The organism is Marinobacter sp. bablab_jr008 (genome assembly GCF_016464145.1).
Taxonomy (GTDB): Bacteria; Pseudomonadota; Gammaproteobacteria; order Pseudomonadales; family Oleiphilaceae; genus Marinobacter; species Marinobacter nauticus.
In genome coordinates this window covers 14,429-32,859 of sequence record NZ_JACDWW010000062.1, presented here as the reverse complement: position 1 = coordinate 32,859, position 18,431 = coordinate 14,429, and the positions used below count along the sequence as shown (strand labels likewise).

At 57.4% G+C, this 18,431-nt stretch carries 16 protein-coding genes; 6 read left to right on the top strand and 10 right to left on the bottom strand.

The annotated features are described in order from the left end of the window. Positions 1 to 38 precede the first annotated feature (38 nt). From murJ to ispH, 6 genes are all read left to right on the top strand, one after another. Entirely contained in the window at positions 39 to 1,625 is a 1,587-nt protein-coding gene (gene murJ / locus JIF53_RS12040) for a murein biosynthesis integral membrane protein MurJ (RefSeq protein ID WP_081496550.1), read from the top strand. A 118-nt stretch (positions 1,626 to 1,743) separates the two neighbouring features. Next, positions 1,744 to 2,712: a bifunctional riboflavin kinase/FAD synthetase gene (gene ribF / locus JIF53_RS12035; protein ID WP_023011688.1), complete on the top strand. Its 969-nt coding sequence runs from the start codon at positions 1,744 to 1,746 to the stop codon at positions 2,710 to 2,712. Positions 2,713 to 2,745: 33 nt separating this feature from the next. Then, the gene (ileS, locus tag JIF53_RS12030; RefSeq protein ID WP_199452567.1) at positions 2,746 to 5,565 is read left to right on the top strand and encodes an isoleucine--tRNA ligase; all 2,820 of its coding nucleotides are present in this window, start codon (positions 2,746 to 2,748) and stop codon (positions 5,563 to 5,565) included. Next, positions 5,565 to 6,086: a signal peptidase II gene (lspA, locus tag JIF53_RS12025; RefSeq protein ID WP_199452566.1), complete on the top strand. Its 522-nt coding sequence runs from the start codon at positions 5,565 to 5,567 to the stop codon at positions 6,084 to 6,086. The genes ileS and lspA overlap by 1 nt, the downstream gene beginning before the upstream one ends. Before the next feature lie 5 nt (positions 6,087 to 6,091). Beyond that, positions 6,092 to 6,544: an FKBP-type peptidyl-prolyl cis-trans isomerase gene (gene fkpB / locus JIF53_RS12020; RefSeq protein ID WP_199452565.1), complete on the top strand. Its 453-nt coding sequence runs from the start codon at positions 6,092 to 6,094 to the stop codon at positions 6,542 to 6,544. A 2-nt stretch (positions 6,545 to 6,546) separates the two neighbouring features. Beyond that, positions 6,547 to 7,500: a 4-hydroxy-3-methylbut-2-enyl diphosphate reductase gene (gene ispH / locus JIF53_RS12015; protein ID WP_199452564.1), complete on the top strand. Its 954-nt coding sequence runs from the start codon at positions 6,547 to 6,549 to the stop codon at positions 7,498 to 7,500. A 28-nt stretch (positions 7,501 to 7,528) separates the two neighbouring features. Here ispH and JIF53_RS12010 read toward each other — a convergent pair whose 3' ends face one another. The 10 genes from JIF53_RS12010 to JIF53_RS11965 form a co-directional block, all read right to left on the bottom strand. Further along, the gene (locus JIF53_RS12010) at positions 7,529 to 7,933 is read right to left on the bottom strand and encodes a type IV pilin protein (RefSeq protein WP_014420598.1); all 405 of its coding nucleotides are present in this window, start codon (positions 7,931 to 7,933) and stop codon (positions 7,529 to 7,531) included. A 37-nt stretch (positions 7,934 to 7,970) separates the two neighbouring features. Beyond that, positions 7,971 to 8,354 (bottom strand): hypothetical protein, encoded by a 384-nt coding sequence (locus tag JIF53_RS12005; RefSeq protein ID WP_023009255.1) that lies wholly within the window; start codon positions 8,352 to 8,354, stop codon positions 7,971 to 7,973. A 44-nt stretch (positions 8,355 to 8,398) separates the two neighbouring features. Then, a complete protein-coding gene (locus JIF53_RS12000) occupies positions 8,399 to 11,803 on the bottom strand; it encodes a pilus assembly protein (RefSeq protein ID WP_121208506.1) in 3,405 nt (1,134 codons plus the stop codon). Between the two features lie 60 nt (positions 11,804 to 11,863). Next, positions 11,864 to 12,373 carry a pilus assembly PilX family protein gene (locus tag JIF53_RS11995; RefSeq protein WP_199452563.1) on the bottom strand — a complete coding sequence of 170 codons (510 nt, stop codon included), beginning with the start codon at positions 12,371 to 12,373 and terminating at the stop codon, positions 11,864 to 11,866. Then, complete coding sequence (locus JIF53_RS11990; RefSeq protein ID WP_081698947.1) at positions 12,370 to 13,503, bottom strand: PilW family protein; 1,134 nt, start codon at positions 13,501 to 13,503, stop codon at positions 12,370 to 12,372. Before JIF53_RS11990 ends, JIF53_RS11995 begins: the two co-directional genes overlap by 4 nt. Continuing rightward, positions 13,503 to 13,997, bottom strand: a complete 495-nt coding sequence (pilV, locus tag JIF53_RS11985) for a type IV pilus modification protein PilV (protein ID WP_023009259.1) — start codon at positions 13,995 to 13,997, stop codon at positions 13,503 to 13,505. The genes JIF53_RS11990 and pilV overlap by 1 nt, the downstream gene beginning before the upstream one ends. Beyond that, positions 13,994 to 14,476, bottom strand: a complete 483-nt coding sequence (locus JIF53_RS11980; RefSeq protein WP_014420604.1) for a GspH/FimT family pseudopilin — start codon at positions 14,474 to 14,476, stop codon at positions 13,994 to 13,996. Before JIF53_RS11980 ends, pilV begins: the two co-directional genes overlap by 4 nt. Positions 14,477 to 14,623: 147 nt before the next feature. Further along, on the bottom strand, positions 14,624 to 15,190 hold the full coding sequence (locus tag JIF53_RS11975; RefSeq protein ID WP_023009260.1) for a GspH/FimT family pseudopilin: 567 nt from the start codon (positions 15,188 to 15,190) through the stop codon (positions 14,624 to 14,626). Between the two features lie 112 nt (positions 15,191 to 15,302). Further along, a complete protein-coding gene (locus tag JIF53_RS11970; protein ID WP_199452562.1) occupies positions 15,303 to 16,691 on the bottom strand; it encodes a sigma-54-dependent transcriptional regulator in 1,389 nt (462 codons plus the stop codon). A gap of 49 nt (positions 16,692 to 16,740) precedes the next feature. Next, positions 16,741 to 18,387 (bottom strand): sensor histidine kinase, encoded by a 1,647-nt coding sequence (locus JIF53_RS11965; RefSeq protein ID WP_199452561.1) that lies wholly within the window; start codon positions 18,385 to 18,387, stop codon positions 16,741 to 16,743. Positions 18,388 to 18,431: the final 44 nt, after the last annotated feature.

The following is an 18,431-nucleotide window of genomic DNA, read 5'->3' as shown; positions in this document are numbered from 1 at the left end:
GCCCGTAGCTTCCACTCAGGATTCTGGACGCCGAAATCATGTCTTCCGAACAACGAAAGCCACCCTCAACAGGGAAGTCAGAACCGCCCAGGGCGCCGGGGTTGTTGAGATCGTCTGGCGTGGTCGGGATGATGACCATGCTGTCCCGGGTGTTGGGTCTGGTTCGGGATATGGTGATTGCCCGCTATTTTGGCGCGGGAGCGGGGGCTGACGCGTTTTTCGTGGCATTCAAGATTCCCAACTTCCTCCGGCGTCTGTTTGCCGAAGGTGCGTTTTCTCAGGCTTTTGTGCCGGTGTTGTCATCCTATCGGGAAACGCAGGATATTTCGCAAGTGAAACGCCTGGTAGACGCCGTGGCCGGTTCTCTGGGTTTGGTGCTTCTGGCGGTAACGCTTGTTGCGATGCTCGGCTCGCCGGTGCTGACCGCGGTGTTTGCGCCAGGATTTCTGGGTGACGACGTCAAGTTTGCGCTCACCAGCGAGATGCTGCGCATTACCTTTCCGTATCTGCTGTTGATATCCCTGACCGCCTTTGCGGGTGGCATTCTCAACAGTTATGACCGGTTTGCGGTGCCGGCCTTCACTCCGGTCTTACTGAACCTGGCGATGATTTCGGCGGCCATTTTCCTCACACCGGTGATGGATGAGCCGGTGATGGCCCTGGCCTGGGGTGTGTTCATTGCCGGTGCCTTGCAGCTGTTTTTCCAGTTGCCGTTTCTGATGCGCCTGGGGCTTCTGCCCAGGCCTCGGATCGATTATCGGCACGAAGGGGTAAGCCGTATCCTGAAGCTGATGGCGCCGGCGCTGTTCGGGGTTTCGGTCAGCCAGATCAATCTGTTACTGGATACCGTGCTGGCCTCCTTCCTGCAAACCGGGAGCGTGTCCTGGCTGTACTATTCCGACCGTTTGTCGGAGTTGCCATTGGGGGTGTTCGGTATTGCGATCGCCACGGTGATTCTGCCCAGTCTGTCGCGCAAGCATGCGGCAGCATCTGCGGACCAGTTTGCAGCGACCCTGGACTGGGCTGTGCGGGCCGTTCTGCTGATCGGCGTGCCGGCCGCCCTGGCGTTGGCTTTGCTGGCAGAGCCCTTGATCGCAACTCTGTTCCACTACGGCGAAGTGACCGATCGCGATGTCGCGATGTCAGCACAAAGTCTGCGGGCCTATTCTGCGGGTTTGTTGGCGTTCATGTTGATCAAGGTGCTGGCACCGGGTTTTTTCGCCCGGGAAGATACCAAAACCCCGGTAAAGATTGGTGTGATCGCCATGGTCGCCAATATGGTGTTTAACCTGGCGCTGATCGTGCCGCTGGCGCATGCCGGGCTTGCGCTGGCGACATCGCTTTCTGCCTGGCTCAACGGTTATCTGCTCTGGCGCGGACTTCGCAAGGAAGGCGCCTGGAAAAGCCAGTCGGGCTGGCCGAAGTTCCTGATGCAGCTGGCGGTTGCGAACAGCGCGCTGGCAGCGGTGATCCTCTGGCTGAACGTGCCGGTTGGCCAATGGCTGGCCTTTACTGGCCTGCAGAGGGCTTCGGAAATGACGATTCTGGTTGTGGCTGGGGTTCTCGCCTATTTTGTTGCGCTGGCCCTTGCAGGTGTTCGCGTGCGGCAATTCCGCCAGAAGTAAGGCATCGTCATTTCTACCACGCCCGCTCCTGGGGTATAATCGCGCGTTTTCTCACCAGTGCGTCGCGCGTTCGCGCCGGCGCGCCGAAAGCCATTGGCAGCATTAGGGTTCGCAGTACATGCGTCTGATTCGAGGCCTGACCAATCTCAAGCGTATCGCGGGAAGTGCGGATTCTCCGCTGGCCGATGGGTGCGTGGCCACTATCGGCAACTTTGACGGCGTTCATCGGGGCCACAAAACCATCATCGATCAGGTCAGAGGCAAGGCTCAGGCACTTAACCTGCCGTCTGTGGTGATGATTTTCGAGCCTCAGCCCCAGGAATTTTTCAAGGGGGCGGAAGCGCCTCCCCGGTTGATGCCGTTTCGCCAGAAATTTGAAGCTCTGCTTGGCGAAGGCGTTGATGTGGTGCTGTGTATCCGCTTTGACGAAACCTTCCGCAGCTATTCCGGCATGGGCTTTATCGAGGATGTGCTGATCCATGGCCTTGGGGTTCGTCACCTGGTGGTGGGCGATGACTTCCGCTTCGGCTGCGACCGGGCCGGCGACTTCAGGCTGTTGCAAAGCGTGGGGCAGGAACGGGGCTTTACAGTTGAGAATACCCGCACCGTTGTCGTGGACGGAGAGCGGGTGAGTAGCACACGGGTGCGCAACGCCCTGAATGTGAACGGACTTGAGGAAGCCGAGCGACTGCTGGGGCACCCTTACCGGGTCCATGGGCGGGTGGTATATGGCCGGCAGCTGGGCCGGCAGATCGGCGCGCCCACCGCCAATATCCTGCTGCATCAGATGCCGGCGCTGAGAGGGGTTTACGTGGTGAGGGCCCGGCTCGATACCGGGGAATGGCGTGATGGCGTGGCGAACATCGGCCTGCGCCCCACGGTAGATGGCAAGCGACCATCGCTGGAAGTGCACCTGTTTGACTTTGCTGGCACACTTTATGGCCAGCACCTGGAAGTCGTGTTCCGCCATGGCCTGCGGGACGAAGTGAAATTCGACTCTGTTGACGAACTTCGGCAACAGATCGCCCGGGATTTTGAGCATGCCCGGGCCTGGTTGGCGGAGAACCCCGCCACCCCGGAAACCTGATTCAACTGACCAACCAAGAGTACGCACACAGACATGAGCGACTACAAGCATACCCTGAATCTGCCGGAAACCGCGTTCCCCATGCGCGGTAACCTGGCCAAGCGCGAGCCGGACATGCTCAAGCACTGGCAGGACCTGAACGTTTACGGCAATCTGCGCAAGCAGCGCCAAGGTCGTGAGAAGTTCATCCTGCACGATGGCCCTCCCTACGCTAACGGCAGCATTCACATCGGGCATGCGGTCAACAAGATCCTGAAAGACATGATCGTGAAATCCCGCAGTTTCATGGGCTACGACGCACCCTACGTGCCGGGCTGGGATTGCCACGGTCTGCCCATCGAGCACAAGGTTGAGCAGGAAATCGGCAAGGCCGGCGTGAAGGTGGACTACAAAACCTTCCGCCAGGCCTGCCGAGACTACGCCACCAAACAGATCGAAGGCCAGAAGGCCGACTTTATCCGCCTGGGCGTGATGGGTGAGTGGGACAAGCCCTATCTGACCATGGATCCGAAAGTGGAGGCGGGCATTGTCCGGGCGTTGGGCAAGATCGTCGCCAAGGGCCACCTGGTGCGGGGCTTCAAGCCGGTTTACTGGAGTGTGGTTGGTCAGTCCGCACTGGCAGAAGCCGAAGTTGAATACCAGGACAAAACTTCAACCCAGATTGACGTGCGCTTCACTGTCGTGGATCAGGACGCCGTACTGAAAACCTTCGGAACCAGCGAAGGTGAGGGCGATGTATCCCTGGTGATCTGGACCACGACTCCCTGGACGATTCCCGCCAACCAGGCGGTGTCCATCGGTGCCGATATTGAATACGCACTGGTACAGTTAGATGTCGGCCACGGCGCTGAGCGAATGATTCTGGCCACGGACATGGTGCAGGGCATCATGGCTCGCTGGGGTGTGGAAGACTACAATGTGCTGGCCAACGTCTCCGGTTCCGCACTGGAAAACCAGTTGCTGCAACATCCGGTGTACGACAAGCAAGTGCCTGTGCTGCTGGGTGACCACGTTTCCCTGGACGCCGGTACCGGTGCAGTACACACAGCGCCTGACCATGGTATGGAAGACTTCGTGGTGGGTAAGGAATACGGCATTGGCACCCTCAACCTGGTGAAAGCCGACGGCACCTATACCGACGCGGCCGGCGAATTCGCTGGTGTGCACGTATACAAGGCCGATGAGCCGGTATGCGCCGCGCTGGAACGCGAAGGCAAGCTGGTACGCTCGGAAAAATTCCGCCACAGCTACCCGCACTGCTGGCGCACCAAGACCCCGCTGATCTACAGGGCTACGCCCCAGTGGTTCATCAGCATGGACAAGCTTAACCTGCGCGCCGATGCCCTGGAAGCCATCAAAGGCGTGCGCTGGGTGCCGGCCTGGGGCCAGAATCGCATCGAGGCCATGTTCGAGCAGAGCCCGGACTGGTGTATTTCTCGTCAGCGCACGTGGGGCGTGCCGATCACCCTGTTTATCCATAAGGAAACCCAGGAGCTGCACCCGAACACCCAGGAGCTGATCGAGAAAGTCGCCCAGGCGGTGGAAACCGGCGGCATTGATGCCTGGTACGACATTGACCAGAACGAACTGCTGGGCGCCGATGCTGACCAGTACGAAAAAGTGCTGGATACCCTGGACGTCTGGTTTGACTCGGGTGTCACCCATGACTCTGTATTGCGGGTACGTGAAGAATTGGGCCAGTTCCCGGCCGATATGTACCTGGAAGGCTCCGACCAGCACCGTGGCTGGTTCCAGTCATCCCTGAAAACCTCCATCGCCATGAATGGCGTGGCGCCGTACAAACAGGTGCTTACTCACGGTTTCACTGTGGATGCCAAGGGCTACAAGATGTCCAAGTCCCTGGGTAACGTTATCGCCCCACAGGAAGTCATGAACGAGCTGGGGGCAGACATCCTGCGTTTGTGGGTCTCTGCCACCGACTACAGCGGTGAGATGAGCGTTTCCAAGGATATCCTGCGCCAGACTGCAGATGGCTATCGCCGTATCCGCAACACTGCACGCTTCCTGTTGAGCAACCTGACCGGGTTTGATCCGGACCAGCACATGGTAGCGTCGGAAGACATGATTGCCCTGGACCGCTGGATGGTCGACCGCGCCCTGCAGCTCCAGAACGAACTGCACGAAGACTACGGCAACTATGCCTTCCTTCGGATCTACCAGAAGGTGTACAACTTCTGTGAAGCCACCCTGGGTGGCTTCTACCTGGACATCATCAAGGACCGCCAGTACACCACCCAGGCCGACAGCCTGGCGCGACGTTCCTGCCAGACCGCGCTCTATCATGTAGCCGAAGCCCTGGTGCGCTGGATTGCGCCAATCCTGAGCTTCACCGCTGATGAAATCTGGCAGCACCTGCCGGGTAAGCGCGGCGACACCGTGTTCTACGAAACCTGGTACGAGGGCTTGACTGCACTGCCTGAAGGCTTCGAGTTAGGCCGTGACTACTGGCGCGAAATTTACGCTGTGAAAGAAGCGGTCAACAAGTGCCTGGAAGAAGTCCGTGCCCGTGGTGAAATCAAAGGCTCGTTGAGCGCGGAAGTGACTCTGTACTGCGAAGGTAGCCTGGCCGAGCGTCTGAACTATCTTGGTGAAGAGCTGCGCTTTGTGCTGATCACCTCTGAAGCCACCGTTAGGCCGGTGAGCGAAGCGGCCGGCGTAGAGCAAACCAACCTGGAAGGTCTGCTGGTGAAAGTGACCCCGGCGACTCACGCCAAGTGCGAGCGCTGCTGGCACCACCGTGAAGACGTGGGGCAGAACGAGCAGTACAGCGATCTGTGTGGCCGTTGCGTGACCAATGTGGAAGGCCCGGGTGAAACCCGCGCATACGCCTGATGGATGCGGTCATGACTGAAAGCACTGGCAGTAAACTGAAATGGCTGTGGCTGGCGGTGCTGGTCATCGCCATTGACCTGGGCACCAAAGCCATAGCCACCGCTATGCTGACCTACGGTAACCCGGTACCGGTGCTGCCCAGTTTCAACCTGACGCTACTGCACAACACTGGCGCGGCATTCAGCTTCCTGGCCGATGCCGCCGGGTGGCAGCGCTGGTTCTTTGTCACCCTGGCGGTCGTGGTCAGTGTGGTGCTGGTGGGATGGCTGAGAAAACTCAAAGTCGATGAAACCTGGACCGCGATTGCCATCGTATTGATCCTCGGTGGTGCCATCGGCAACGTATACGACCGGGTGGTGCATGGTTACGTGGTGGACTTCCTGCATTTCTACTGGCAGGACTGGCACTTCCCGGCCTTCAACCTGGCCGACACCGCCATCACCATTGGTGCTGCCATGATGATCATCGATGCATTCCGCAAACCCGCTGGTGCCAGCGGCGATGCTGACAGGAGCAACTGAACCCCATGAAAGAACTGCCCATCGATAAGGGAACCCGAGTAAAACTGCACTTCGCCCTGAAGTTTGAAGACGGCGAAACTGTGGATTCCACCTTCGACAAAGAGCCGGCTACCCTGGAAATCGGTGATGAAAACCTGCCGGAAAATTTCGAAGCCTACCTGATGGGCCTGAAAGCCTGCGACCACAAAACCTTTGAAGTGCCGCCGGAAAAAGCCTTCGGCCAGCGCAACCCCAGCAATATCCAGACCTTCAAGCGCCACGAATTCAGTGCTGACATGGTTCTGGAGCCGGGTGTGGTGATTTCCTTCGCCGACGCGCGCCAGCAGGAACTGCCCGGTGTGATCAAGCGGGTAGAAGGTGACCAGGTGGATGTGGACTTTAATCACCCGCTGGCAGGGCATACACTGAGCTTTGAAGTTCAGATTATCGACGTTGAACCAGCAGGGCCGACACACTGATTATGCACATTCGACTCGCTAACCCCCGTGGCTTCTGTGCCGGCGTAGACCGTGCCATAGAAATTGTAAACCGCGCGCTGGACGTGTTCGGAGCGCCCATCTACGTGCGCCACGAAGTGGTCCACAATAAATTCGTGGTAGACAACCTGCGCAACCGGGGCGCGATCTTTGTCGACGAGTTGGACGAAGTGCCCGACGACAAACTGGTGATCTTCAGTGCCCACGGCGTATCCCAGGCGGTACAGAACGAAGCCGCCCGGCGCGGCCTGAAAGTGTTCGACGCTACCTGCCCGCTGGTCACCAAAGTGCATATGGAAGTGATGCGTTACAGCCGTGATGGCCGCGAGTGCATCCTGATTGGCCACCATGGACACCCGGAAGTGGAAGGTACCATGGGCCAGTACGATCACAGCAACGGCGGCGACATCTATCTGGTGGAAGACGAAGCCGACGTGCAAAAGCTGGAAGTGAAAGACGCCAGCCGTTTGTCCTTCGTTACCCAAACCACGCTGTCCATGGACGATACCGCACGGGTAATCGACGCCCTGCGCGCCAAATTCCCGAAAATCGAAGGCCCCCGCAAAGACGACATCTGCTACGCCACCCAGAATCGGCAGGACGCGGTCAAGCAGTTGGCCGGTGACTGTGATCTGATGCTGGTGGTGGGCTCCCCCAACAGCTCCAACTCCAATCGCCTGCGGGAACTGGCTGAGCGCATGGGCACGCCTGCTTACCTGATTGATGAGGCTGCCCAGATAGAGCCGCAATGGCTTGAGGGCAAGAAGTCCGTAGGAGTCACTGCTGGAGCGTCGGCTCCGGAGGTGCTGGTTGCCGACGTGATTGCCCGACTCAAGGAGTTGGGCGGGGAAGAACCCGAGGAAGTCTCAGGCCGGGAGGAGAACATTGTCTTCTCGATGCCGAAAGAACTGAGGATTGACGCCCTTCAAATCGACTGAACCTGAAGGGCTATCAATTCTTTTGATGTTACCAGCAGCCCGCCTGGGCTGCGCCTCTGACGCCTTCATCGTTCAGCGTCAGCGTGCCGCAATCATCATTGGCTTGAGCACCCGTGGGGACCGCCTGCAGAGTATAGGTGTCTCGCGTCGCGTTCACGGAAAAGCTGATGTTATAAAACGCTGTGCCTGTTTGCGGCGATTGCGTGAAGGGCAATACTGGATTATTGCCACCATCTCTGTAGTCAAAGCCGTTTGAGTAGCGTCTTTCCATCCACTGGGCCAGTTCCAACAGGTCTGCCTGGGCTGTGGTTCGTCGGGTTTGTTCCACCTGGTTCTGGTAGAGCGGCAGGGCTATTGCAGCTATGATCGCGATGATTGCAACCGCGATCATGAGCTCGACCAATGTGAAACCGGCATTCGATTGAATCTTCAAGGTAATAGATCCTTACTCTGGAATGTGTTTTGGCGGATCAATCGCGTATAACGCTGAGACCCACCGCCACTGTTGGCCCCGAGCCGCCCGCAGTATCGGGCGACAGTTCCAGTCTGATGGAGTCTCCTGGCTGAATTTGCTGCAGCACCTGTTCTCGTGACCAGACGGTATTCCTGAACTGGACGAGTCTGTCGAGCGTGAAGGACTCATCATCGACGATCAGGATGGATTCCTCAGCGTGGATGGCGTTTATGGCCCCCTCGTAAAAACGATCATTTGTATTCATAGGTGTGCCGTCAGCGATCTCCTCCTGAGCCTGAAGGCCGGAAGAAATGGATATCGCGACCAATAGGGCGCCTAAACTGCCTAGGGTTTTCTTGTTGATTCGGCGAACGCCGAGAAGCTTGAACGGATTCTTCATGGTCAATCCCGTTTCTAGGTTGAGTCAGTTTTGGGACCAGCTTCTTAACGAAGCTGCTCCCAGGTCTGTCTTCCGATGTTTGTGTCGAGCGATCTGGCGCATAAGCCATCCTCGCATGGATCGCCGGGTGACAACTGAGTCGGGTCCAGCCCCGGAATGACGATCTCCGCGTCACCGTCGGACGTGGCTATGGTCCGGTTTTCGCCACCATACCCAACCTGGATACCACTGGGCGCATACCCCCCGGTAATATCGCCGGTATTGAATTTACCGTCGCTGTTCAGGTCGAAAACTGCCGTGTCTGAGGGCGCACCTGTGCTCAGCCTGAGGTCCATCAGAAACCCTGTTCGTCCGCTGCCACAGGGGTCGCGGTCTGGAATAACGGTCGTGAAACGCACCCGATCCGGGTTAACACCAAATGGGAAGGTGGCACGACTGATCACCCGTTCGCCTACCTTATTCCCGTTATAAGCCAGATCCAGGTACCAGCCACTTTGGGTTGTCAGGCTGTTGCCGGAGGTGTCTCGGACAATGAAGCTATTGGATCCATTTCCGGATGCCTTGCTGACACTGATACTTTCCTGTTTGGTGATGGTTTGCTCCAGCAGGTCTGAGCGCGCTAATCCGCTCTTGTTCAAATCATCCTTGATGGCATAAAGCGACTGAATATCGTAGTCACCTTCGTCCCCGCTGCGGAGGAAACTACCGGTGCCGAAGGCGACAACCAGTTCATCGCTGTCGTTTGGATTAAGCGCCACGCGCGGGGCCACAGTGATCGGCTGGCTATTTCCCGCTGGACTTTGCGCTGTAAATACCTTGGTCGCGGACCAATTAGACACTCGCCCTGTCAGGTCAAACCTCCAGAGGTTGCCCAACAGGTCTCCACCGTAGGCATAACGGGTTACCGGGTCGGTTTCAGGAAAGCTGGTTACTGTCACTGATGCCAGTCCATTGGGGCTGGTGGCAGAGCCTGCTCCAGTCTGTATTTCTTTGATCAGGGTACCGGTCTCAAGATCCACAACGAACAAGCTCGATTGCCCGCTGTCGCCATTGTAGCCATTGCCGAACAGGGCCACCCAGGTGCCATCGCCCAGCCGGGAAATCTGCGGATCGGTTACGCCATAGCCCAGGTTCGGGTGTGAAAACTCCCATAGAACGTCATCCGATGGAGAGAAAGAACCCGGGTTGGTGACATCAAGTGCGAAAACGGTTTTTCCACCGATGCCCATGCCTCCCAGCAGCACCGTGCGCCAGGACTGCGTCCCGCCGCCAGACTTGTCGATGTAGGCGTCCTGGACACGGGGTGTGCCATCCATGAAATATTTATGGGTGTAGTTGGGCTGCATCAGCTCAGAGATTCGTGCGTAGGTTTTTGACCCCGAGGGCAGCAATAGCTCGGAGGGGATGTAACCAAACAACTCTTCCCCGGTTTCGCTATTGAACGCATGGAGTATGCCGTCGTTTGCGGGTACGTAGAGCGCATCGACACGGTTTTGATACGAGGACGTGGACCTGAAATTCCGGTAAGCGACCCCCTCAGGGTCCGGGAGCCGGGCGAAACCATAGTTGGTTTTACCCACGAACTGAGGGTTGGCATTGATGATATCGCCCATCAGGCGCAAAACGCTGGCGCCACCGTCGTCCTGAACCAGCCGGTCTCTTAACGTCGGGTGGGCATTGTTATCCCCATGGAGCCATGCAATTCGATTGTGCCCAAGGTTGTCCTGGGTGGAGTTGAGCGTAGGGTCGGCGTTCAGAGCATTCTGCTGTGCCGTCGACAGATTCGACAGCGAGCTGGCCGATGCAAACTCCAGCTCAACCCCGGCACTGCCATTGTGGGTAATCAGCTTGCGCGCCTGCGGTTGAGTGCTGGCGAGGACTTCTTCAGCATTCCAGGCTTCTGAGCCTTGATCAAAATTGAAGGCGGTTAACGTTCCAGACCAGTCCTGACTCCTGAATCCAGCGAAGAAACCCAGGGAATCGGTGCGGAGCACTGCTGAACTCACTGCTGCCGAGGATGCAGAGGTTTCAGAACGTGCAATGACATCGCCCAGGAAGCCCTGGATTTCAGTGGTGAATTCGGTTGGATTCTGGGCGCTGGCATAACCGCCCCGGCCGTTAATGGCTGCGTGTAGCAGATCATCGATATTATCCGGGCTTTGGTCGGCGCCGGGCTCTGGCCAGTTAATGGTGATATTTTTGCTCGAGTCCAGTGCGGCCAGCGCGTCGGCTTCCTTGATGTCGCCGGTCACACCCAGGCCGATGGTAAACGTGGTCATGTGCTGCCAGAAGGCCGGATCTGTCGAAGAAACCGGCACTTTATTGGCCAGGTCCGTTCTCAAATCGGTCTTCCAGTATTTCATTGCCACGTCTGCGAGAGTGTTGGAATAGCTGTCCGAAAACGGCGACACCGCCTGGTAGGTGAAGTTTTTACCGTTGGGGTCGGGATTGTTGTAGGTGGGGCCACCGGTTCCATCCGCATTGCCTACCTGCGGACTGCTGCCGTTCCAGATACCATCGGTCATCAGGATTGAGAAACTCTGCCGACATTCAATGTGGGAGGTGTTGTCATTGGTGCCGGGCACTTCACCCCATGGACCACGGTTGTCGGTTCGGGAATAGTACTGACCCACGTCCTTGAGCGCGGTCCGCAACGGGGTGCCGCCATTGATGCTCTTACCGTGCAGCCAGGTCAGGAAGGTTTGTCGGCGTGCCGCTGTGTACGGACGCACCCCGCTCACCAGCGTGTCAGTATTAACACCATCAATGGTTCTTCCGTTGACGTTGATCGCGCCATAGCCAACTCTAATGTTCTCGGGGAGGTCGAAGAAGGCTTCAGTGATACCGGATTTTGCGGCCAATGCCCGGGTGCTGTAATAGGAAAACCAGTTGGCATAGTTCTGTTTTTCCTCGGCGGAGGCATTGTTTAGCAATACGGCTGTATAACAACTGTTTTGCCTGGGGTTGCTGTCACAACTCGTTGAGGAGTTGAACTGCATATAGAAGCCTTGCTCGATGCTGCCAATCTGGTCAAACCGAATATCATTGCGCAGGTCGTCCGTACCCTCTGATTGATCAAAACCGTTGACCCAGGCGTTGGTGTAGGACGAGTTCGGATACCGGCTACTGCCATCTGGCTTGTAGGGCGGCGTGTAGGTCACCGACGGGTCATAATAGATTTTATTGACGTGGCTGGAGTAGTAATAGTTGTTGCCCGCTCGCCCGCTCAAATCGTCTGGCATAAAACGCCAGCCCATGGAGCCCGAGTCGTCAAAAATGAAAACCAGGTTGGGATCCACTGATTCCTTCAGAAACAGTGGCACTTGTGACAGGTTTACCTGAGCGATCGCTGATTGTGCGGTCAGGATAGAAAACGCCGCACTGACACCGAAGGTGGTCAGCTTTGACAGCTTTCTCGACTGTAGCCGTTTGCGGAAGATTTTTTTCATAACTGGCTCTCCGGATGGAATGAGCAATCCTAATCTGATGTTCGTTTATGGTTTTCTTTATCACTGAGGCGGTAGCAGAACGGTTGACTGCAGAACCGTCACTGCCTCGGCACTGCCGCCTTGGGCTCGGGCAGTTGTCATATACCTCTCAAAGCAGGGTTGGCCCGGTTCAATCGGGCAGACATCGGCCAGTCGGGCAATGTGGTAAATCGGCTGTGCGCTGACATCCGGGCCGGCATTACCAACGCCCAGGCGAGTTGGATTGGTGCCATCCCAGAGCCACGGGGTCGCAATCAGCGGCTCATCGAAAGCCGTGAGGCGTGTCGGCAGACTGTTCAGAATATCGTCTTCTGCCTGTCGCAGGGCTGCTTCGGATGCCTGAAACGAAAGAGCTCCATCATGGGCGTTGCTGGCCATCCGTTCCTGCATGATGGATCCCTGCATGCCTCCGATAGCCAGCAGGGATATCAACAGCAGCATGACCAGGGCAATGATCAGGGTGGCGCCTTGCTGTTGTCCAGGAAACTGGCCATTCGCGAGCGGATAACCTGGGGAGACTGCGTCAATCATTGCATTCTACCTCTGATGGTGGTGGTGCCGACGGAAACCAGTCGAACTCGTCTGTCACCGTTGTTGGCCTGGGACACTTCGCTGCCCAGGACGTCAAACAACCGATCGTTTTCTTCATCAAGCACCTCGTCCCGACTGCGGGTGATTACCGCAAATCGGACGCTTGAAACCGAATCCCAGTTAGCCACGAGGTTGGCGGGAACATAATCGTCTGCGGCTTCGTCTCCAACCGTGTCGACGCCATACAGGAGTTGCAGCGTCTCGACCCCTGACACGAGTTCCTGTGGGGGTTCTAACGGTGTCATCAGTCGTCTGAACAGGGCGGGTTCTCCGTTGGTGCCCTGACCGATGTAGTAAGCCATAGAGGTAAATTCATACACGCGTGTTTCAGAGTCATATGCCAGGTTGAAATTGTTGCCATTATTGCCTGGTATGACATTGCCGCCTGCCATGGTCACTGAGCTCGAGTTGAAGTTGTTGCTCTTTTGAAACAACTCGCCTTCAGAACAGTCTCCCAGTGTTGCCAGTACGATCCGGTTGACGGGCACCTCGGAGTTATCAACGAGGTTGATGCTGTTGCCGTTCTGAGGGTTCGCTGCGTTTACAGGCACGCTCAGGGGGGTGAGGGCGTTTATAACGACCACGTCTGAATTGGCCAGTACCGAGCCGGCCAACTGGGCCGGCAGCTGCGCGCCAGCATTACCAGAGGACCAACTGCCCGCCCCCGGTGTGTTCAGAGCGGCGGGAAGGGTAACGCTGTCGCTGGGTCCTGTGCCGTTGAAATCCCAGCCCTGGACGGGCCGCCCCAATGGCATCAGCAGGCCACCATTCAATCGATTATCGACAACCTGGTCCAGCGGCCGGCCCATCTCTGCGAGGCAGCCAAAGCTGCCTGCGGACCGGAAATCCGGGGCGAGGATCGCAGACACAAAGCGTGCGCTCTCTTGTGCATGGGCAAGTCCCTGGGTTTGGCGATACGTTTCGTTTCCGCTCAGATAAATCTGTGTGACGCCAAGCGTCAACAGCAGGCCCAGTGCAACTGCAATCAGCAACTCCACGAGTGAAAGTCCGCGCTGGGATTGCCAACGGGGAGCGGAAGCGTGAGCTCTTGCTTGGATAGTGTGCGCCATCAGATCTGAGTCCTCACCACTACGGGGTTCATTGCCTGGTCGTTTTGATCCCAGTCGATCGTCACAGTGACCGTGTTGTTGAGGCCGTCAATGACAACTGTGCGTTCTGCATCCGGGAGCAGGCAAGCCAGGTTGTTTTCCCAGGTTGCCAGATCATTTGCAGCTACACTCCCGTTTGCCGGGACGAAGGATGTGTCGCAGGCGCCGCCATCAGCGCCTTGGGCATCGCCTTGAGCCAGTGCGTAGCCGGCGATGTTATCCGGATTGGCTCGAATTCGGTCAAGCAGATCCTCCGCCAGCAGAACCGCCTGGCTGCGGCTTTGCGATTGCGTGTTCATCTGCAGGGAGACCACCTGTGTCGATGCGACGCCCAGAATCCCGATACCGAGAATCAGGACGGTGACCAGTATCTCAATGAGTCCGATACCTGCCTGGCGGGTCAGAGCCATGGGGCTGTGCGAATTAACTGTGTGATTTAGGGAATTGATCGTCACGGGCATACTCCGTCTTCCACTTCAGTTCGCCCTACCGGACTGATTCGAATAGTCCGAAACCGTATATCCCCGGCAGCGCAGCCAACGGGAGCGACCGTAAATGTCTGGGCTGCCTGCGGTACCAGAAAACCTCGGCGGTCAAACACGATGTCGGCCGCTGATTCGGTATACGTCAGATTGCCGGGAGCCTCAAAAACACGAATCTGGTTGTTTGTGCAATCACCGGCAGCACCGCCCTCATGGACGCACCAGCCACTGTCGAGCCCGCCATCGGTGCTGAGGGTCACGTTCTCGCCACGCTTGATAGCTTCCGATCTGGCCAGCTTGATGGATGAAACAAGCAGGTTGGTACCTGATACCAGTCGGTTGTTATCGATTAACCTGCCAAATCCCGGAATGGCGATGGTTGCGACAAGCGCGAGAATGACCATCGTCACCATGAGCTCAATTAGCGTAAAACCCGCAGTTCTGTTCCTCATATGCCATCCTGCCCATTAATACAGTCTCAATTACAGCAGAATGAGTCTTACAGTCCATGAGTCTTGCGATAAAAGGTAGTTGTCAGGGAATGAGCGGTACGAGCGTCTGATAAAATGAGACCTCGTACCTGCTATCCCGGTGTGCGATCAGGAACAGACCACGGTGGTGCCCCACGGTAACCTGATGGTTCCGTCCCGGTCTTCGTCATCGAGGCTGCGTAGACGTCCGCCGATATTCAGGGCCAGGTAGCTCATTCTGATATCGTTTGGCTGGGTTCCGGAGCACACCACTATGCTCCCCATTGTGCCGCGGCTCATTCCGGTTGAAGCGAACTGGAAGTAGCCCCGGCCGGCGGTTCGAGTATGGAGTCTCGCCTGGTTGTCGTTGAGGTGGAAAACCTGATGGCTACGCCCATTATCCGGACGCTTGTCGTTGTCGGCGTCAAGGAACACGTGAACCGGTCGGTTCCAGTCGTCGATGCAGGATTGCGCCGGTGTAAGTGGGCATACCGTGATCACTGTCCTGCGGGTGACGGCCAGTGAGCGGGCACTGGCAAACATGCGATGGATCTGATTGACTGTATCCGTGTGGCGCGTTGAGGTGATCAGTTGGGGCCAGGAGACACTGGCCAAGGTAGCCAGAATGGCCATGATAGATAGCGTAAGGGTCAGCTCTATAAGCGTAAACCCGCCACTGCGTATTGTGTAACGCATAGCGAACGTCCTTGTCTGAGGTTATCTGATGAGCTCTGTACATCCTGTTCAGAGCCTGTCAATCCTAACCCAGGCCGCTGGCTTGATTCTAAGTACTGAGTCTACTTCTGGATTACTCCATCCCCAGTTTCTTCAACCGATACCTCAAGGCCCGAAAGCTGATCCCCAGTCTCTTGGCCGCCGCTGTTTTATTCCACCGTGTCGCTTCCAGTGCTTTTTCAATGGCCTGTCTCTCGATGCTTTCCAGATAGCCCTCAAGATCGATCTCACCCTCGGGCACCTGGGCTGCGGCAGCATCCGTTTCTGACTCCGTCTCTCTGGTCGCGGAGGCGGAGCCTGCTGGCACGACACCGCCGCCAAGATGCAGATCTCCGGCATCAATCAGGTCTTCATCGCACAGGGTAAAAGCGCGTTCCAGGATGTTCTCCAGTTCACGAACGTTACCGGGAAACTCGTAGCCTTTGAGTCGTTCGATGGCGGCCGCGGTGAGTTTGGCCGGGTCGCACTCGTATTCCCGCGCTATGCGTTGGAGAATGTGCTCGGCCAGCAGGGGGATATCCTCGGCGCGCTCGCGCAGCGGCGGAACGGCCAGTTCGATGACGTTGATCCGGTAGAACAGATCCTGGCGGAAGTCGCCTTCCTGCACCAGTTCCGGGAGGTTTTTGTGGGTGGCGCTGAGCACCCGGATGTCCACCGGCACTTCTTTGGTATCGCCGACCGGGCGGACGGCTTTCTCCTGGATAGCACGCAGCAGTTTTACCTGCATGGCCAGTGGGAGGTCGGCCACTTCGTCCAGAAACAGGGTGCCACCATCGGCAGAGCGGAACAGGCCCTGCTTGTTCTCGACGGCTCCGGTGAAGCTGCCCTTCTTGTGGCCAAAGAACTCGCTTTCCATCAATTCCGAGGGGATTGCGCCACAGTTCACTGCGATAAAGGGGCCGTCACTTCTGGGGCCTTGCAGGTGAATCATGCGGGCGACCAGCTCCTTGCCGCTGCCGGATTCGCCGCTGATAAACACCGGTGCCTGGCTTCTGGCGAGCTTTTTCGTCTGTGTGCGCAGTTTCCGGATTTGCGGCGAGTCGCCCAGAAGCAGGCCGGGCTCATCGGACTCGGCGGTTTCGCCGGTCTGGGGTTCTGACAGCTTCAGAGCGCTGTTGACCAGTTCCCGCAGGCGGGGCAGCTCCACGGGCTTGGATACGAAGTCAAAAGCGCCGGCTTTGAGCGATTCGATAGCCGTGTCCATGCTGCCATAGGCGGTGATCACTGCAACGGGGGTGCAGGGAGTGTGTTGCTGAATCCAGTGAACAAGGTCTATACCATTGCCGTCGGGCAGGTTCATGTCTGTCAGGCAGAGCTGGGGATTGTGCTGCTGCAGTAGTTCCCTGGCGCTGGCCAGATCGGGGGCGGTGTAGGTGGTAATGCCCATCCGGGTGAGGGTGATTTCCAGTAGATCCCGGATATCCGGCTCGTCGTCAACAATCAGCGCTGTCTGTGTAGTCATTCTGTGTCTTCGGTTCCCTGTTGAATTCAAACGCCCGATGGCCAGTTGGTCAGATCATTCGCCCGGGGTGAGCAAACGTTATGCGGAATCGGCACCCCGGCTGTCCGTCATCGACCAGCGACAGGTGTGCCTGGTTAGCTTCGCATAACTCCCTGGCCAGGTAGAGGCCAAGCCCGGTTCCGCTTTTATCCGTAGTGAAAAAGGGCTCGAATACGGAATGCCGATGCTCGGCACTGATGCCCGGGCCAAAATCCCGAACGTCCACGTAAGCCCGTTTGCCATCGGCCGTGGCGCCCGCAATTAATTGTATCCTGTTTTGCCCGGTCTGCTGTTTGCTGTACCGCAAACCATTGTCGCACAGATTCACCATCACCTGCTCAATCTGGCTCTTGTCGAAACGAGCCTGTGGAATCTGCTCGCTGATATTCAATTCGATCGTGGTGGCCGTTTCCCCATTCAGCGTCTGCACGAAATCATCCCGGAACTCGCGAAGCCATTGGCCGACATCTATCAGCTCGGAATTTGCGGTCCGGCGGCGAGAGAGATCCAGTACATTCTCGATGATGCCATTCACCCGTCGGGAGTGACGGCGAATGATATCGAGCATCCGAAGATCCCCCTCATCCAGGCTGGGGGATTCTTCCATTAACTGGGCTGCGTGGCTGATGGCGCCGAGAGGATTCCGGATTTCGTGAGCGATGCCAGCCGTTAATCGTCCTAGGGACGCCAGCTTCATCTGTTGGGCCTGCTGGGTCACTTTACTCATGTCTTCAATAAACACCAGAATCTGGTCGCCCCGTTCCTGGTCCAGTTGCGTGAAGTTGGCCTGCAAAAGCGGTGAGGTAGACGACGCCTGAAAGGGTTCAATCCGCATGTTGGGGTTTTTCAGCCAGCTTTCGAGCCCCTGCCTGAGCGGTTTAGGCAGTAGCCGTGCACGGGGCTCCAGATCTTCTCCATCGGCGCTCACACCGAACAGCAGTTCTTCGGCGGCGGCGTTGGCAAGCCGAATCTGGCCGAAACGATCAAGCACCAGGATGCCGGTACGCATGCGCTGGATGATCTGCTGGTTGATCTGTTCCAGTTCCTGAATGCTCCGTGCCCGGCTGCTGGCCAGGGCTTCGCTTCGGATCATCCGTTTTGAAATGCCCTGCAGGACAAAAGCCGCGGCAAAGTAGAGTATGCCCAGAGAGCCCGCCCGGACAATGTCGTCGGCGGTTTCATTGATGGCGAGTACCGCCCAGCCGGAGATGCCGAGAGAGCAGATGGCAGCCAGCGCCGCGTAGAAGGTGCCTATCCGGCTTGGTGTCAGAATATTGCCCGCCGCCACCGAAATGATAACCAGGTTGGCCAGGCCATTAGTGATACCGGTGCTGGCCAGTAACAGTCCATGCATCACCAGTATGTCGATCAGAATGGAGAGCGTGATATGCCGCTGTCGTGGCTGGAAGCCGGCAAGCAGTAGCAGTGCGGTAAAGCCATTGATTGCCAGGTAGGTAACCACGCCCGCCTGGTAGTACTCCAGCCAGCGGAACTTGCTGTCGGTGGTGAATGGATCGAAGAGCAGCAAGCCCAGCAGCATCAGGCTGATGACCACGCGATAATGATTGTAGATCCGGAACAGCCTTCCCTGTTGCTGCTTGGCCGGCGGCCCGAAAGCAGAGCGCTTGCTGTGTTTGTCGGCAGTGTCTTGAGCCATGGAGCGAGTCATCTGTCTGTGTGCGGGAGAAATCTTTGTTGTTG

Bases quoted from the DNA above. Each gene is read 5' to 3' on its own strand.
- murJ (WP_081496550.1), top strand. From the start codon at position 39: ATGTCTTCCGAACAACGAAAGCCACCCTCAACAGGGAAGTCAGAACCG.
- ribF (WP_023011688.1), top strand. From the start codon at position 1,744: ATGCGTCTGATTCGAGGCCTGACCAATCTCAAGCGTATCGCGGGAAGT.
- ileS (WP_199452567.1), top strand. From the start codon at position 2,746: ATGAGCGACTACAAGCATACCCTGAATCTGCCGGAAACCGCGTTCCCC.
- lspA (WP_199452566.1), top strand. From the start codon at position 5,565: ATGGATGCGGTCATGACTGAAAGCACTGGCAGTAAACTGAAATGGCTG.
- fkpB (WP_199452565.1), top strand. From the start codon at position 6,092: ATGAAAGAACTGCCCATCGATAAGGGAACCCGAGTAAAACTGCACTTC.
- ispH (WP_199452564.1), top strand. From the start codon at position 6,547: ATGCACATTCGACTCGCTAACCCCCGTGGCTTCTGTGCCGGCGTAGAC.
- JIF53_RS12005 (WP_023009255.1), bottom strand. From the start codon at position 8,354: ATGAAGAATCCGTTCAAGCTTCTCGGCGTTCGCCGAATCAACAAGAAA.
- JIF53_RS12000 (WP_121208506.1), bottom strand. From the start codon at position 11,803: ATGAAAAAAATCTTCCGCAAACGGCTACAGTCGAGAAAGCTGTCAAAG.
- JIF53_RS11995 (WP_199452563.1), bottom strand. From the start codon at position 12,373: ATGATTGACGCAGTCTCCCCAGGTTATCCGCTCGCGAATGGCCAGTTT.
- JIF53_RS11990 (WP_081698947.1), bottom strand. From the start codon at position 13,503: ATGGCGCACACTATCCAAGCAAGAGCTCACGCTTCCGCTCCCCGTTGG.
- JIF53_RS11980 (WP_014420604.1), bottom strand. From the start codon at position 14,476: ATGAGGAACAGAACTGCGGGTTTTACGCTAATTGAGCTCATGGTGACG.
- JIF53_RS11975 (WP_023009260.1), bottom strand. From the start codon at position 15,190: ATGCGTTACACAATACGCAGTGGCGGGTTTACGCTTATAGAGCTGACC.
- JIF53_RS11970 (WP_199452562.1), bottom strand. From the start codon at position 16,691: ATGACTACACAGACAGCGCTGATTGTTGACGACGAGCCGGATATCCGG.
- JIF53_RS11965 (WP_199452561.1), bottom strand. From the start codon at position 18,387: ATGGCTCAAGACACTGCCGACAAACACAGCAAGCGCTCTGCTTTCGGG.